Source organism: uncultured Oscillibacter sp. (assembly GCF_910579365.1).
Classification (GTDB): Bacteria; Bacillota; Clostridia; order Oscillospirales; family Oscillospiraceae; genus Oscillibacter.
The window spans coordinates 1-15,361 of the sequence record NZ_CAJTUX010000013.1 but is presented as its reverse complement, the minus strand read 5'-3'; the positions used below and the strand labels follow the sequence as shown (position 1 = coordinate 15,361).

Sequence of the window (15,361 nt, the reverse complement as noted above, 5' to 3'; positions counted from 1 at the left end):
TCTGGAGGCCGGGGACGCGGAAGCCGCCCGCCGCAATGGGAGTTGATTTATGAAAATTGAGCATCTTTTCTACCTGAAGGAAATCGCCCGGTGCCGGTCCATCTCCGCCGCGGCAAAGCGGCTGTATATCGGCCAGACCACTCTGAGTGCGATCATCAAGTCCATGGAGGAAGAGATCGGCATCCAGATTTTTCGCCGCATTTCCAGCGGCGTGGTGCCCACGCCGGAGGGGGAGCGGATTTTGGAGCTGTCTGACGAGATCATTGGCAAGTACAACGAGATGGTCTTCTCCTTCCGGACGGGGGACGCGCTGGAAAAGCGCATCCATCTTCTGTGCGACGCGACGATGTGCCGCTATTTCTCCGTACACCTGACTATGGTGCTCCAGGAGGCCAACGAGATGGCGTCCATCGTGTTCCATGAGACGGAGCGGAAGAAGCTGCTGTCCCTTCTGCTGGACGGCATCGCCAACATCGGCGTGACCTCCATGGACGAGACGGTGGAGCTGGGCGGCTTTCGGGAGCAGGCGGAGAAAAACGACCTGGAGGCGATCTGCCTGGGCGTGGACAAGTTCTATCTCTGCGTGCGGAAGAATCACGAGCGCTTCGCCCGCCGCAGTCAGGTGGACATCAACGAGCTGATTGGGGAGCGGTACGCCGCCCCCCAGCACTACTCCACCGTGCCCAACGGGACCGCCTTCAGCGAGGCCTTCCGGCGGATGCACTGCGTGGCGGTGTTTCCCACGCCGGAGCTGGTCAAGGAGGCGGTGGTGGGGAGCGACATGATTACCATCCTCTCCGGCCGGGCGCTGGTGAACGACCCCTATGTGCGGATGGGGGCGCTGGTGGCGATTCCGCTGACCGGGTTCTCCGTTCCCAACCGGACGGGCATCTATATGTTCAGCCGGAAGCGGACCACCCTGAACTACTTTGAGAAGATCGTCTACGATACGCTGGTGGAGTACCGGGGCCACATGCAGGACCCCGCCGCGCAGGACGAGCCCTATCCGCCGCTCTCGCCGTTCCGGTGAGGGGATGGAGAGCGGGAAAACCACAGCGGAGCCGGGAGAAATCCCGGCTCCGCTGTGGCTTCTTTTCAAAAGGGGCTGTGGGAAGGGGCGAAGGCGCCGCCTCAAAGAGTCAGCAGCCTGCCCATTTCCGGCAGTTTGACGCCCACCCCGGCGCAGCGCAGAGAGGCCCAGATGCTGGCCTGGTTGCTGGTGACCACCGGGAGGCCGAAATCCTCCTCCATGTAGCGGATCATGTCGATGCAGTCCAGGGCGGTGCAGCTGACGAAGATGCCGTCCGCCCCGGTCAGGTCCAGCTTCTTCACCTGCTGGTAGACGAACTGGGGGGTCAGGGTCGGAATATACTCCCGGGTGGGATTCATGTCCACGATGGTGGTGACGCCCACGCCGTTTTTCTCCAAAAACAGCTTCTCCGCGTCGTTGGTGGCGTCGGGATAGGGGGTGATGACCGCCAGACGGGTCATGCGCAGGGCCTGGAAGGCCTCCAGAATGGCGGTGCTGGTGGTCAGGCCCTTGGTGCCGGTCACGTCCTCGATGATCCGGACGCACTCCTTGTCAAAGGTGGGTCCGCCGATGAGACTGCCGGAGGTGCAGGCGAAGATGATGACGTCCTGCTTGTCCCGGGGGTCGTAAAACCGGCGGCAGCCCTCCTCCAGGCCGCTGGCCATCATCTTCAGGTTCTCCGGCGTGGGGCCCGCGCCGGGCTTTCCCCAGGGGATGTGCATGGTGCTGACGCCCACGCCGGGGGGAACGCGGTGGTTAAAGTCGTTTTCAACGGTGACAGCCGGGCCGGGGCAGATGGCCCCGATCTTCGCGCGCCAATTCAGCATATGGATACCCCTTTCTATTACAGTGTGAAGAGCCGGCCCAGGCCGCCGGTCCTGGCGCCCACCCTGGCCAGGCGCAGGCTGGCCCAGAGGCTGGCCTGGTTGCTGGTGATGACCGGCAGGCCGAAGTCTTCCTCCATCTCCCGGATCACGCCCATGCAGTTCAGGCCGGTGCAGCTGACAAACAGGGCCTCCGCGCCGGTCTTGTCCATTTTTTTGGCCTGGCCGTAAACATAGACGGGGTCCAGGGAGGGGATGAACTGCCGCTGGGGATTCATGTCCACCAGATTGGTGACCTCCACGCCGTTTTTCTCCAGGAACAGCCGCTCCGCCTCGTTGGTCTCGTCGGGGTAGGGAGTGATCAGCGCCACCTTTCCCGCGCCCAGGCGGCGCAGGCCCTCCAGCACGGCGGTGCTGGTGGTCAGCCCCTTGGTGCCCGTGACCCGCTGGATGAGCTGAATGCACTCCTGGTCGAAGGTGGGCCCGCCGATGAAGCTGCCGGAGGTACAGCCGAAGATGATTACGTCCTGCTCCACCCGGGGGTCCAGGAAGGAGCGGCAGCCCTCCTCCAGATTGGCGGCCATGGACTTGAGCCGCTCCGGCGTGGGACCGTTGCCCGGGGCGCCCCAGCCGATGTGCATGGAGCTGATGCCGACGCCCTCCGGCGCATAGCGGTTGAAGTCGTTCTCCGCCGTGACGGCGGGGCCGGGGCAGATCAGACCGATCTTTGCGCGCCAGTATAACATGGGATCATTCCTTTCCTTTGATTTTGAGCTCTCCTTCCAGTATACCCCTCCGACCCGTTTCCGGCCAATCGCTTTTTCTGCTTGCTTCCATAAAGAAAACCGGAATCCGGCGGCGCGGGAGCGGGCGGCGTTTTTTTGAACTTTTTTGAAAGAAATCCCCGGCAAAAGGGACGGTCCGCAAAATCTCGGAACCGGTATGCGTTTTTTTGGTAGCGGAGAGCGTAAATCACCATTGGACACCCGGAGATGGGAGCCATTACAATAAAAGCGGAAATTCCAAATTTACAGTACAGCCGGGGAGTGAAAAACTATGGGTTTTAGTCAGCACAAGCTCACGACGAATTACACGCAGATTCTCTCGGAATACATCCGGAACACCAAGTATGAGGACCTTCCGCCGGAGGTGGTGGAGCGGGCCAAGATCATCACCACCCAAGTGATCGGCGTGGCGCTGGCGGCCAAGGACATGGGCGAGACGAAAAAGGCCATTGAGCTTGCCAAGCAGTGCAACGCCGGCGGAGGCGGAGAGGCCACCGCCTGGGTGGACGGGTCCAAGCTCAGCCTGGAAAACGCCTGCATGCTCAACGGCACGCTGGCGGACATGCTGGACTGGGAGGACTGCTCCTGCACGGGGCACCCCTCCTGCGGCATCGTCCCCGTGGCCTGGGGCGTGGCGGAGAGCCGGAAGCTCTCCGGCAGGGATTTTATTACGGCGGTGGTGGTGGGCTATGAGGTCTACCAGCGCATCGCCATGGCGGTGCAGCCGTCCCTGGACGAGCGGACCCGCCGGGGCTGGGGCCTGACCAGCTGGCAGCTTTTCGGCTCCCTGGTTCCCGCGGTGAAGCTGATGGGCCACGATTCCCTTCAGATCAACAAGGCCTTGAGCATGGCCACCACCTGCGCCCCCATTCCCACCAATCTCCACGAGTACACCAAGTCCGACGTCTATCATTTCGAGCACGGCTTCCGCAATCAGGTGGCTGTTACCCTGGCCCGCTGCGCCAAGCTGGGGGTGGAGAACCTGGAGGACGGCATCGACGACTTCGGGGCCTTCGGCACCCTGGTGACCCAGGAGCGCCACGATCCCAGCTGGTACACCCGGGAGCTGGGGCAGCGCTACATGATTATGGAGACGCTTTTGAAGCACTGGCCCGCCAACATGTGGGTCCAGACGCCAGTGGAGATTGTCTACAACATCGTCACCAAAAACGGCATCGGTCCCGAGGACATTGAGGAGATCATCGTCAAGCCCGGCACCCACCGCCGCATGGACCCCGTGGGGGACGGCTTCACCTCCATCACCCACGCGCAGTTCAACATCCCCTTTGTCCTGGCCGCCATGCTGTATGACCGGACGCCCGGCTCCGCCTGGTACACCCCGGAGAACATGAGGGACGAGAAGGTCGTCGCCCTGGCCCGGCGTGTGAAGGCCAGCGACGATCCCATCGACTCCCCCATCAACGGCTTCGAGCTCTTCCAGCGGGGGGACTATCCCTGGAAGACGATGATCGTGAAGACGAAGGACGGGCGCACCTTCTCCGAGAGCATGAGCTGCCACCCCGGCCATCCGGCCAACATGATGGACCGGGAAGAAATCTCCTCCCGCTTCCGGATTCAGGCCGCCCCCGTTCTGAGTGAGGACAGGATGGAAAGGGCGCTGGAGGTCCTTTTGAATCTGGAGAGCTGCGAAGACCTCTCCACCCTGGATTGGATGCTGCACTGAGCGGCGGCTATTACGGAAAACGGAGGTTCCTGATATGCATTACAGCTGGCATAAAATTGAGACGAACTATACCGACATCCTCAGCGAGTTTACGGAGAAGACCCGGTTCGAGGACATCCCGCCGGAGGTCGTGGAGCGGGCGAAGATGATTATGCTGCAAACCATCGGCGTGTCCCTGGCGGCCAAGGACGTGCCCGGCACCAAAAAGGCCGCCGAGATGGCCCTGGCGGCCAACGGCGGCGCCGGAGGGACTGCCACCGGATGGGTCAGCGGCGACCGGCTGGCCCCCGCCAACGCCGCGTTCCTGGCCGGCGCCCTGTCGGACATGCTGGACTGGGAGGATACCTCCTGGACCGGACACCCGGCCTGCGGCATCGTGCCCTGCGCCTGGGTGGAGGCGGAGCACCTGAAAAAAAGCGGCAAGGACCTGCTGACGGCCATCGTCCTGGGCTATGAGGTCTATCAGCGCATCGCATGCGCCGTGCAGCCCACCCTGGATTTCCAGCAGGAGCACGGCTGGGGCCTGACCAGCTGGCAGATCTTCGGGTGCATCATCCCCGCCGTGAAGCTGATGGGCCTGGACGCCAACGCCATCAACAAGGCCATCGGCCTGGGCACGGCGTGCAGCACCCTGCCCACCTGCCTCCATGAGTTCACCATGTCCGACTTCTACCACTACGAGCACGGCCTGCGGGCCCGGGACGGCATCGTCATCGCGAACCTGGTGCAAAAGGGCGTCCACAACTTCATGGACGGGCTGGACGATCCCGCGGCTTACGCCAATCTGATGACGGACCATTACGATCCCTCCTGGTACACCCGGGAGCTGGGGGAGACCTGGCTGACCATGACCACGCTTTTAAAGCACTGGCCCGCCAACATGTGGGTCCAGACCCCCGCCGAGCTGGCCTCCGAGATCATTTTTGGAAACGGCCTGCGGAAGGAGGACATTCGGGAGATCATCGTCGATCCCCCCAGGATGAGCCGCATGGACCTGCCGCCGGAGGGGGGCTTCAAGTCCCTGACCCACGCCCAGTTCAGCATTCCCTACGTCATCTCCGCCATGCTGCACGACCCCACCCCCGGCGCCAACTGGTACAGCCGGGAAATGCTGAGCAATCCGGACGTCATCGCCTTCGCGAAACGGGTTGTTCCCGGAAACTCCCCGCCGGACCCCCGGGGACTGGGCTTCAAGCTCTTCCGGGAGGGCTCCTTCCTCATGAAGACCATGACCGTCAACACCTTCGACGGGCGCAGCTTCACCAAATCCATGGACTGCCACCCCGGCCACCCCGCGAACATGATGACCCGGGAGCAGTTTGTGGACCGCTTCCGGATTCAGGCGGCCCCCGTCCTTGGCGGAGAGAAGCTGGAGCGGGCCATCGACGCGCTGTGCAGCATTGAAACCTGCGAGGATATTTCAACCCTCAGCGGGTTCCTGCACGGAGACGGCGGGAGGACGATATGAACAAAATCGCCATTGTGGGCTTCGGCGGCGCGGGGTATCACGCCGCCTCCGAGGCGCGAAGAAGGGACCCGTCGGCCCAGATCGACGTCTACGCGGACGTGGACCTGGGGCCCTCCAACCCCATGCTGACCACCTATTACGTCAAAGGCGCGATCCCCTATGACGCCCTGTTTCCCTTCGGCCCTCTGGAGAAGATCACCCGGGAGCTGAACCTGAACTTTTACGGCAAAAAGCCCGTCACCGGGCTGGACGCCGCCGCCCGGACCCTCCGTTTCGCGGACGGGAGCCAGGCGGCCTATGACAACATCCTGATCAGCACGGGCGCCTCCGCCCTGGTGCCGCCCATTCCGGGAATCGACCTGCCGGGCGTTGTGAAAATGCGGACGGTGGCGGATGCCGTGGCCCTGAAAGAGGCCCTGGACGCCGGAAAGATTCGAAGCGGCCTGGTCATCGGCGCGTCCTGGGTGGGCATCAAGGTGGTGGAGGACCTGGTGGAGCGGGACATTCCCTGCACGCTGGTGGACGGCGCCAAGTGGATGTTCTGCGTGGCGGCCTTCGAGGAGACGGCCCTCCGCATCCACAAGGACCTGGAGGGCAAGGGCGTCTCCCTGGCCTTTGAGCAGATGCTCTCCTCCATTGAGCGGGAGCCGGACGGACGGCTGACGGCGGTGATGCAAAGCGGAAGGCGCTTCACCGCAGACATGGTGGCGGTGTGCATCGGCGTCCGGCCCAACGTGGGCTTTTTGAAGGACAGCGGCCTGGAGCTGGGCCGGGCGGTCCGGGTGGACCCGGGCATGCGGACCAGCGCCGAAGGCGTCTACGCCGCGGGGGACTGCTGCGAGGCGATTGAAAAGCAGTCCGGCGTTCACAAATACGTGGGCGTGTGGGCCAACGCCGGGAACCAGGGCCGGGTGGCCGGGGCCAACATGACCGGCGGGCGGGAGGAATTTGACGCCAACATCCTTTTGAATCTGGCCCACTACCTGCACTTTGACTTTATCAGCATCGGCGACGTCAGCGCCTGCCGGCCCGGGGACGAGGTCTATGAGTATGAGGACGAGACCTATTACATCCGGGGCGTGCGGAGGGGAGCGGACATCCAGTGCGTGAACCTCATCGGCTCGGCGGAGAGCAACGGCATTTTGAAAAACAGCCTGCTGAAGGCCTTCTCCAGCCGGCCGGGGCAGATGGACGTGGCTTCCGCCTGCAAGCTGAAGGAGAAGGGCTTCCCCGACAGCTTCATTGATTTCATAGGAGGGAAAAAACTTGACTGAACTGGAGAAAAGGATCAAGGCGAAAATCCCCGGTGAGGACACGGGGATCGAGGTCCGGCGGTCCCTCTGCGCGATTTGCAGCCCCGGACACCACTGCGGCCTGGACTGCTATGTGAAGGACGGCAAGGTCCTGAAGGTGGAGGGAACGAAGGAGCACCCCTACAACAAGGGCTATATCTGCGCCAAGGGCGTGAACAACCGGGACTATATCTACCGCAGCGACCGCCTCCAAACGCCCCTGCGCCGGGTGGGCCGGCGGGGCGAGGGAAAATTTGAGCCCATCACCTGGGAGGAGGCTTACGCGGAGATTGACCGCAATCTCAAAAAGGTGAGGAAGACTTACAGCCCCCACGCCGTGGCCTTCTTCTCCGGCTACTGCAAATGGTACCGCCCGATTCTCCACCGCTTTGCCTACGCCTTCGGCTCCGTGAACTACGGCAGCGACGACAGCACCTGCAACCAGGCCGGCGTCCTGGCGGGGATGATGACCGCCGGAGCGGGGGGCGGACCGGATTTCGCCCGGGCGAACACCTTCCTGGGCTGGGCCTACTGCGGCTATTACTCCAACCATCTCTCCGTGCAGAAAGTGCAGGCCCTGAAGGCGCGGGGAGGGAAGGTCATCATCGTGGACTCCCGCGTTACGCCCGCCGCCAAGAATCTGGCGGACATCTTCCTCCACATCAACGCGGGCACCGACGCCGCCCTGGCTTCCTGCATGGCCAACCTGATTATCCAGAATGGCTGGGCGGACATGGACTACATCCAGCGGTATACTTACGGCTATGAGGAGTACGCCGCGTACGTCAAGCGCTTCGACCTGGAGACCACCAGCAAAATCACCGGCCTGGACCCGGCGGACATTCTGGAGGCCACCCGCGTCTTCGCCACCAACGGCCCCGCCTGCATCAACCAGTCCACCTCCACGCTGGTACACTACACCAACGGCTTCCAGACCTTCCGGGCGATCTTCTGCCTCTCCGCCCTGACGGGGAATTACGACCGGGCCGGCGGCAACATCCCCAACCCCATGACCTACCTCCACAAGCCCGCGGGCTTTCCCACCCGGGAGAAGGAGTTCTACTCCTCCATCCGGCCCACAGACGAGCGCCGCATCGCCGAGGGGAAATTCCCCATCTGGGACAAGTATTACGACGAGTTTCAGGCCATGGACCTGGCCCGCCAGATCAAGACCGGAACGCCCTATCCCGTCCGGGCCATTGTGGGCGTGGGCATGAACATCAAGATGTTCCCCGAGACGGACAAGCTGGCGGAGGCCATCCAGACGCTGGACTTCTTCGTGGACAGCGACCTCTTCATGACGGAGACAGCCAAGTACGCCGACATCCTGCTTCCGGCCTGCTCCTCTTTGGAGCGGGGAGAGCTGAAAGCCTATCAGGGCGGCTATCTGACCTTTACAAAGCCGGTGATTCCGCCGCTGTACGACTCCAAGCCCGATGTGGACTGGCTGTGTGAGCTGGCCCGCTACATGGAGCTGGAGGACGAGATGCTCAGCGCCGGATACGAGGCCTGCATGGACTGGATCATCGACGGCTGCGGACTGACCGTGGCGGACCTGAAGGCCAGCGACCTGCCCGTCAAGGTGCCCATCGCCAAGCCGGTGATGCCGGGGGCGTACATCGAGCACTGCAAGACCCCCTCCGGGAAGTTTGAGTTCACCTCCCAGAGGGTGATGGAGTTCCAGAAGGTCTATGGCCTGAATCCCCTCCCGGAGTACTACGACGCCCTGGGGGACGAGGACAGCGAGGAGATGCGCCGGGACTATCCCTTCCACCTCTCCACCGGCACCCGGACCGGCACGGCCATTCACTCCCGGCTTCACGAGTCCCCCTGGGCCCGGAGCATCCGTCCGGAGCCCCTGTGCGAGATTCACTTCCAGGACGCGGAGGCCCTGGGCATCCGGGACCGGGACCCGGTGATCCTCTGGAGCCCCAAGGGAGAGATCCGCGTCAAGGCGAAGCTGACCAGCAAGCTCAAGCCGGGGCACCTGCAAATGCTGCACGGCTATTCGGAGGCCAACGTCAATCTGCTGGTCTCCACCACGCACCTGGACCCCTACACCGGCTTCCCCGGCTTCAAGGGGCTTCGGTGCAACATCCGGAAAGCGTAAGGAGGAGAGAGTTCATGAAATATGTCATCGCGTTTGATCCGGATCAATGCAGCGCCTGCTCCGCCTGCGCCATTGCCTGCATGGACCAGAATGACATCGACGTCCAGGCGGGGGAGGCGGCTTACCGCAAGACCTATGACACGGAGTTCAAGACGCCGGAGGGCTATTACTGCGCCTATGTCTCCGCCGCCTGCATGCATTGCGCGGACGCGCCCTGCATCAAGGCCTGCCCCGTGGGCTGCATCCAGAAGGACGGCGATACGGGCTTTACGATCTACGACAACACCAACTGCATCGGCTGCAAGAGCTGCGCCATGGCCTGCCCCTTCGGCGCGCCCCGCTTCCGCCAAAGCGACGGGAAAATGGTGAAGTGCGACGGCTGCTATATGCGGGTGAAAAACGGCATGCAGCCCGCCTGCGTCCGGGCCTGCTCCTTCGGCGCGCTGCAATGTATGACGGAGGAGGCGTTTGAGGCTCAGGAGGGCCTGCGGGCCCTGCACCGTCTGGCGAAGAGCGTGGATATTTGACGGGAGCCCGTCAACATTACAGAATCATGAGGGAGGAAACATCATGGCTAACGAAGCGAAAAAGGGAATCGTCCGGAGCAAGGCCTACTACGTCAATGCCATCGTCGGCGTGGTCCTGATGTTCGGAATTGGCTTTATTCCGCCGGTGGAACCGATTACCGAGATGGGCATGAAGGTGCTGGGCATCTTCATCGGCATGATCTACCTGTTTTCCGCGTGCGACGTGCACTGGCCTGCGCTGCTGAGCATCTGCGCCCTCTCCATTGTGGGCTACTGCTCGCTGGGGCAGGCGGCGGCGGGCAGTCTGGGCCACGCGGTGGTGTTCCAGAGCGCCACGGCGTATATTGTGGCCGGCGCCCTGAACTACTACGGAGTCACGGAGCATATCGCCCGCTGGATGCTGTCCAGAAAGGCCCTGAAAGGGCATCCGTACCTCTTTGTCTACATCATCTACGCGTCGCTGATGTTCATCTGCATCTTCACCAGCTCCCTGGCCATGATTATTTTGTACTGGGCCATCTTCGACGGAATCTTGAAGGTCCTGCACTACGAGAAGGGAGACAAGTTTGCCAACAGCACCATCGTCGGCATTGCGCTGGCCTTTGTGACGGGCGGCGCCATCGCCCCCATCCGGGGCTGGCAGATGTCGCTGTTCAACCTGTGGGGAGAGACAGTGGCCCCGCTGTCTTTGATGAAGTTCATGGCGGTGACCCTGCCGGGCGCGCTTGCCAGCATGGGGCTGTATCTGCTCTATCAGGTGAAGGTTCTGAAGGTGAATACAAAGCCGCTCCATGACTTCGACGTCACCTCCCTGGCCAACGAGACGGGCATGGACAAGCGCCAGCGCAAGCTGCTGTGGTCCGCGGCGGTGGTGTTCTTCTTCGTGTTTCTCAGCGCCCTGCTGCCCAAGAGCTTCCCTCTGTACGACCTGATTGCCAACAAGATTTCCGCCGCCGGCTTCTTTGCCCTGGGCGCGGCCTATATCTCCATGGCGTCGGCGGACGGGCGGGAGTCCCTGATTAAATTTTCCGAGGTGGCGGGGAACTGCATCCAGTGGCCGGTGCTGCTGATGATCGGCTCCACCATGGTGGTGGCCTCCGCCATGACGAACGAGGCCACCGGCATCATTGCCTTCATCTCCCAGACCCTGGGCGGCGTGTTCCATGGCCGGGGCCCCTGGTTTGTGCTGATTGTGGCGATGCTGGTTACCAGCATTTTGACAAACGCCGCGTCCAACATCGCCATCGGCACAGCCATGGTTCCCATTCTGGCTCCCTTCATTGAGTCCACGGGGTCCAACGCCATGGCCATCGGCATCATGCTGATCTGGCTGGTAAATATGGGCCTGATTCTGCCCGGAGCCTCCGCGCCGGTAGGCCTGATCCACGGCAACGAAAATCTCACCAGCCGGGAGGCGTATACCTATTCCTGCGTTGGAATGCTGGTGATTCTGCTCGCGACGATTCCGCTGGCGGTGATTGCGAATATCTGCTTCTGAGCGGCGCGCCGCGGAGAAGACCGGCGCATAATGGCAGAACGCCGTTCCGGCGGGAGGCAATTGCCTCCCGCCGGATTTTTGCGGAGCTGGTTCCATGGCCGGCGGTCGGGTAAACGTGTTTTCCAGACATCACCAAGACTTCCGGCGGCATAAGGCGGCTAAAATTGTGGATACTAGCATTTGCCAGAGTGACATAGCAACCATCACTTTTCAAAGGAGTTTTTCAATATGAAGGCAACTGGAATTGTGCGGCGGATTGACGACCTCGGCCGGGTGGTTATTCCGAAGGAAATTCGCCGCACCATGCGTATCCGGGAGGGCGACCCGTCGCAGACAACATTGGAGCCGTGGGAGCGGTTCTGCGGGGGGATGATGAGGCTGGAGAAGAGAATGGGGTGGGGTACATAGGCGGTTTGACTTGTTGATGTGGGCAGGAAATGGTATAATAGAGAAGAGAGCGTTACACACAGGCTGAAAGGATACGTGTATGGATGAATTGACAAAACGAGAAAACCTGCCGAACAGCCCTCAGTCTGAGGACGCCTACCGCTCCATCCGGGGCTATGTCATCGAGGCCCAGGGGCAGGTCTATGCGGCGGTGAACGCCGCCATGGTGACGGCCTATTGGAAGATTGGCAAGTCGATTTTTGAAGCCTGCGGGGAAAACGACCGGGCGGCCTATGGCAAGCAGGTGCTCCAGTACATTTCTGGGCGGCTTACGGAGGAATTTGGGAAGGGGTTCAACCTCCGCAATCTGCGGTACATGCGGCAGTTTTATCTGACTTTCCCAAACGTGAACGCACTGCGTTCCGAATTGAGCTGGACGCATTATCGTTCCCTAATGAAGGTAAATGATGCCAAAGCGCGGACCTTCTATATGGAGGAGTGTGCAAAGGCTGGATGGAGCTCCCGTCAGCTGGAGCGGCAGATTAACACCATGTTTTACCAGAGGCTACTTGCCAGCCGGGACAAGGAAAGCGTGGCGGCGGAAATTCAGACCAAGGAACCAAAGCCCGAGTATGAGCAGATTATAAAGGACCCCTATGTGCTGGAGTTCCTGGACCTCCCAGCCAACGAACATTTCTACGAGTCGACCCTGGAACAGGCCCTGATTGACCATTTGCAGAAATTCCTTCTGGAGCTGGGGCGTGGGTTCTCCTTTGTGGCGCGGCAGAAGCATTTCAATGTGGATGGGCAGCATTTTTATATTGACCTGGTGTTTTACAACTATATTTTAAAGTGCTTCGTGCTGATAGACTTAAAGACAGGCATCCTCACCCACCAGGACATCGGACAGATGCAGATGTATGTGAACTACTACACCCGCTATCAGATGAACGAGGGAGACAACCCGCCGGTGGGTCTGCTCTTGTGCGCCCAAAAGAGCGACACCCTGGTCCGGCTGACCCTGCCGGAGGACAACCGGCAGATCTACGCCGCGAAGTATATGCCTTATCTGCCTACGGAAGAGGAGCTGAAACGGGAGCTGAATCTGGAGGACTTCGAGAAGCTGGAGGAGCGGTAGGACAAGGAATCCCAAATTTCGACAGGTTTCGTTGGCAGGAGCGGTTTTTGTTGCTTACTGACACTATCGGCCCTGAAACTAAATAAAAGGAGCGATCAGTATGGGAAAAGTTCGCAGTCAAGAAGGTAAAAACCGGCATCAAATTTAACCTGAAAGCCGGGAACGGCGAGATCATTGCCACCTCCGAGGTCTACACCTCCCGATCCGCCTGCCTGAAAGGCGTGGCAAGCGTGCGAAAAAACGCGCCGGAAGCCGAGACGGTGGATGAGAAAGAGTAAACATCTGTGGAAATCAAAAGGGGGTGGTGGCATGGATCATCGTCCCTTTTGTATTGCCTGCTTGCCAGCCCACAACGGCGGGGGTATACTATGATGGAAGTCAAAAATTGACAGAATGTGAGGATGTTTTTATGGAGCCTGTATTTTACACCGTCCAGAATATCAACGGAGACTACGCCTATATGGTCAGCGACACAGGAGTGGACAACCAGGTGGCTATGTTCCTGCTGCCGGAGGGCACGGACGTGGGTAGCCGGTTGAAGTGGGAGAATTTTGAGTGGGAGCTGTTGAGATAATCGGAGGGACTCATGATGCGGATTGAAACAAGGAGGCTGTATATCCGGCCAATGACGGATGATAATCTTGACCTAATGTCCCTGATCTGGCTGGAACGGTCCCCTACGTTGTTTGATAACGACAAAGAATTTCAGGAGAAAATTCTTCCAGAATTATGGAAAACCACAAAAAATCCGTCTGTGCTGTCCTACCTGATTTTCCTGCGGGACGGCGGCCAATTCTGCGGCCGCGTGAATATGCAGAAAATAGATGAGGAAGTCCCGGAATTAGGTATTGACCTTCTGGAGAAGTACCAGAATCATGGCTATGGCCCGGAGGCAATCACTACCTTTGCAAACTGGTATGGGGAGAACCGCCATGTGTCGGAAATCAAGGTTCGTATCATGACCGTAAATACCCGCAGCACCCACGTGTTTCAAAAGCTGGGGGCGGAATATCTACAGGAGGATTCGACCTTTTCGGCTGCTATAAAGCGTCTGGCGGAGGAGCTGCCGGAAAAGCAGGAAACCATTATGCGCGACCTGAGCGTGCGGGAATATCTTCTGAAACTGCCGATTGCCAGCGTTTCAGATACAGCCCTGTAATGCTGTCCGGGTTCCACGTAATCTCCTCCAACCTCTCTCTGCCGCCACAATCCGTCCCCCGGTCTCGCCGCCGGACAGGCTGGGGATCTCATTCCTAAAGTCAGATAGCCCAGGTCCTTCAAGACTTGGAGGCGTTGGCGAACCAGCTTCATATCTTTGCAAACTTCCAGCGCCGTGTCCACATCCGTAGCCATCAGCTCCGGCAGTTTTGTTTTGCCCACCGCTGTCTCTAGGCCGGGGACCGGGCTCTCCAAAATCAAGGTGGTCTTGCCAGGCCCAGACACGCCCGTGACCACCACCAAGTGGCCCTTGGGGATGTTCGTGTCCAGAGGCTTCACCGTATGAATAGCCCTGGCGACGATGACGATCTGATTCCGGAGGACGTCTACGTCGGTGTTTTTCAGGTTATGGACCCGAACCCCGTAGATACTGCTGGTTTAAGACATGGCGGTTTCCTCCTGAGATAGGTAGGGGGTATCCCACACCAAATGGAAGAAAACCCAGTTTTATGAACATTCCTGATGTTGGCTGCGAAATTTGTATTAACATTGACAATTTTTTCATCTTGCACTACAATTAAAATAATTCCTGCTACTTTTTGCTGCGGGATTTGGCTGTCACTGGCTGATACTGAGTACCTGGAGGGCTAATAACATGAGTGACTTCAAACTGAAAATTATAATCGGCGATGCCCAGATTGAACTTGAGGGCGAGGGAGAACTCGTTCATACAATGTTTCAGGAGCTCAGAGAATCTGGCTTGGGAAATATTTCACCACTCGTCCACACGAAAGCACAAAGTGTGCAAAATTGTGAAGTCAGCAAGAGCAGCAATGAATCGACGACAGCATTATTGGCCGAGGAGCCTGCAGTTGTTGGTGAGGCCTCCGATTTTGAGCTTCCCCCTTTAAACAGCGTCGTTATGCAAGGTTTACCTCAAAAGGAATCCGAATGGATGCTCATTTATGCTTTATATGCTTCAAATTGCGGAAAAGGGGTTTTTAGTAAGGAGGACTTGCGTGCGAAATATGAGGAGTCAAATCGTGTCACACAGTCGCATAGTAATCATTTCATCGAAAATCTAAGGACTCTGTTGTCTTTAAAATACATCTCTGCGGTCAGCCAAACCGATTACCGCATGGAACAAACCGGCATTCAAAAGGCCAGAACCATTTTGTCGGGAACTTCTGAAGGTCAAAATGGGCAGAAGTCTCGCAGAGCTTCACGAAAGCGTAACCCACAAAAATATCTATTTTTGGAGTTGAATCTGTTCGAGGCAGAACGTACGCAGTTCAAAAAGTTTTGGAATGGGCATAAGCACACGTCCAACATAGACAAGGCTGTCTTGACTGCATATTGGCTGAAGGCAAAAAAGAACATTGAAGGTTTTACACCTGACCATTTATTTAGAAACTGTACCAATAGAGGGAAAAGTAGTATAATGAGGGAATGATACAGAA

At 59.3% G+C, this 15,361-nt stretch carries 14 protein-coding genes and 1 pseudogene; 13 read left to right on the top strand and 2 right to left on the bottom strand.

What is annotated here, in order from left to right; genetic code table 11:
• Nucleotides 1-49: 49 nt before the first annotated feature.
• Nucleotides 50-1,030 (top strand): LysR family transcriptional regulator, encoded by a 981-nt coding sequence (locus QZ329_RS05420; RefSeq protein WP_295749277.1) that lies wholly within the window; start codon nt 50-52, stop codon nt 1,028-1,030.
• A gap of 101 nt (nt 1,031-1,131) precedes the next feature.
• On the opposite strand, the gene QZ329_RS05415 is transcribed toward QZ329_RS05420, so the two are convergent.
• A complete protein-coding gene (locus QZ329_RS05415) occupies nt 1,132-1,857 on the bottom strand; it encodes an arylmalonate decarboxylase (RefSeq protein WP_295749274.1) in 726 nt (241 codons plus the stop codon).
• A 17-nt stretch (nt 1,858-1,874) separates the two neighbouring features.
• The gene (locus tag QZ329_RS05410) at nt 1,875-2,600 is read right to left on the bottom strand and encodes an arylmalonate decarboxylase (protein ID WP_295749271.1); all 726 of its coding nucleotides are present in this window, start codon (nt 2,598-2,600) and stop codon (nt 1,875-1,877) included.
• Between the two features lie 310 nt (nt 2,601-2,910).
• Here QZ329_RS05410 and QZ329_RS05405 point away from each other — a divergent pair, with 310 nt between their 5' ends.
• The 12 genes and pseudogenes from QZ329_RS05405 to QZ329_RS05345 all read left to right on the top strand — a co-directional run bounded on the left by QZ329_RS05405 (nt 2,911) and on the right by QZ329_RS05345 (nt 15,354).
• The gene (locus QZ329_RS05405) at nt 2,911-4,323 is read left to right on the top strand and encodes an MmgE/PrpD family protein (protein WP_295749268.1); all 1,413 of its coding nucleotides are present in this window, start codon (nt 2,911-2,913) and stop codon (nt 4,321-4,323) included.
• A gap of 34 nt (nt 4,324-4,357) precedes the next feature.
• Nucleotides 4,358-5,791 carry an MmgE/PrpD family protein gene (locus tag QZ329_RS05400; protein WP_295749265.1) on the top strand — a complete coding sequence of 478 codons (1,434 nt, stop codon included), beginning with the start codon at nt 4,358-4,360 and terminating at the stop codon, nt 5,789-5,791.
• Nucleotides 5,788-7,065, top strand: a complete 1,278-nt coding sequence (locus tag QZ329_RS05395) for an FAD-dependent oxidoreductase (RefSeq protein ID WP_295749262.1) — start codon at nt 5,788-5,790, stop codon at nt 7,063-7,065. Before QZ329_RS05400 ends, QZ329_RS05395 begins: the two co-directional genes overlap by 4 nt.
• Nucleotides 7,058-9,193, top strand: coding sequence for a molybdopterin-dependent oxidoreductase (locus QZ329_RS05390; protein WP_295749260.1), 2,136 nt, complete (start codon nt 7,058-7,060; stop codon nt 9,191-9,193). Before QZ329_RS05395 ends, QZ329_RS05390 begins: the two co-directional genes overlap by 8 nt.
• Before the next feature lie 14 nt (nt 9,194-9,207).
• A complete protein-coding gene (locus QZ329_RS05385; RefSeq protein WP_295749257.1) occupies nt 9,208-9,720 on the top strand; it encodes a 4Fe-4S dicluster domain-containing protein in 513 nt (170 codons plus the stop codon).
• 43 nt (nt 9,721-9,763) lie between these two features.
• Entirely contained in the window at nt 9,764-11,218 is a 1,455-nt protein-coding gene (locus QZ329_RS05380) for an SLC13 family permease (RefSeq protein ID WP_295749254.1), read from the top strand.
• 228 nt (nt 11,219-11,446) lie between these two features.
• A pseudogene (locus QZ329_RS05375) lies at nt 11,447-11,551 on the top strand (AbrB/MazE/SpoVT family DNA-binding domain-containing protein); the annotation flags it as partial.
• Nucleotides 11,552-11,705: 154 nt separating this feature from the next.
• Nucleotides 11,706-12,743: a PDDEXK nuclease domain-containing protein gene (locus QZ329_RS05370; RefSeq protein WP_295749251.1), complete on the top strand. Its 1,038-nt coding sequence runs from the start codon at nt 11,706-11,708 to the stop codon at nt 12,741-12,743.
• A 137-nt stretch (nt 12,744-12,880) separates the two neighbouring features.
• Nucleotides 12,881-13,021, top strand: a complete 141-nt coding sequence (locus QZ329_RS05365; protein WP_365351497.1) for a YegP family protein — start codon at nt 12,881-12,883, stop codon at nt 13,019-13,021.
• 131 nt (nt 13,022-13,152) lie between these two features.
• Nucleotides 13,153-13,317: a hypothetical protein gene (locus QZ329_RS05360; protein ID WP_295749248.1), complete on the top strand. Its 165-nt coding sequence runs from the start codon at nt 13,153-13,155 to the stop codon at nt 13,315-13,317.
• Nucleotides 13,318-13,329: 12 nt separating this feature from the next.
• Complete coding sequence (locus QZ329_RS05355) at nt 13,330-13,902, top strand: GNAT family N-acetyltransferase (protein WP_295749245.1); 573 nt, start codon at nt 13,330-13,332, stop codon at nt 13,900-13,902.
• Nucleotides 13,903-14,556: 654 nt separating this feature from the next.
• A complete protein-coding gene (locus QZ329_RS05345) occupies nt 14,557-15,354 on the top strand; it encodes a hypothetical protein (RefSeq protein WP_295749242.1) in 798 nt (265 codons plus the stop codon).
• The last annotated feature ends 7 nt before the right edge of the window (nt 15,355-15,361 follow it).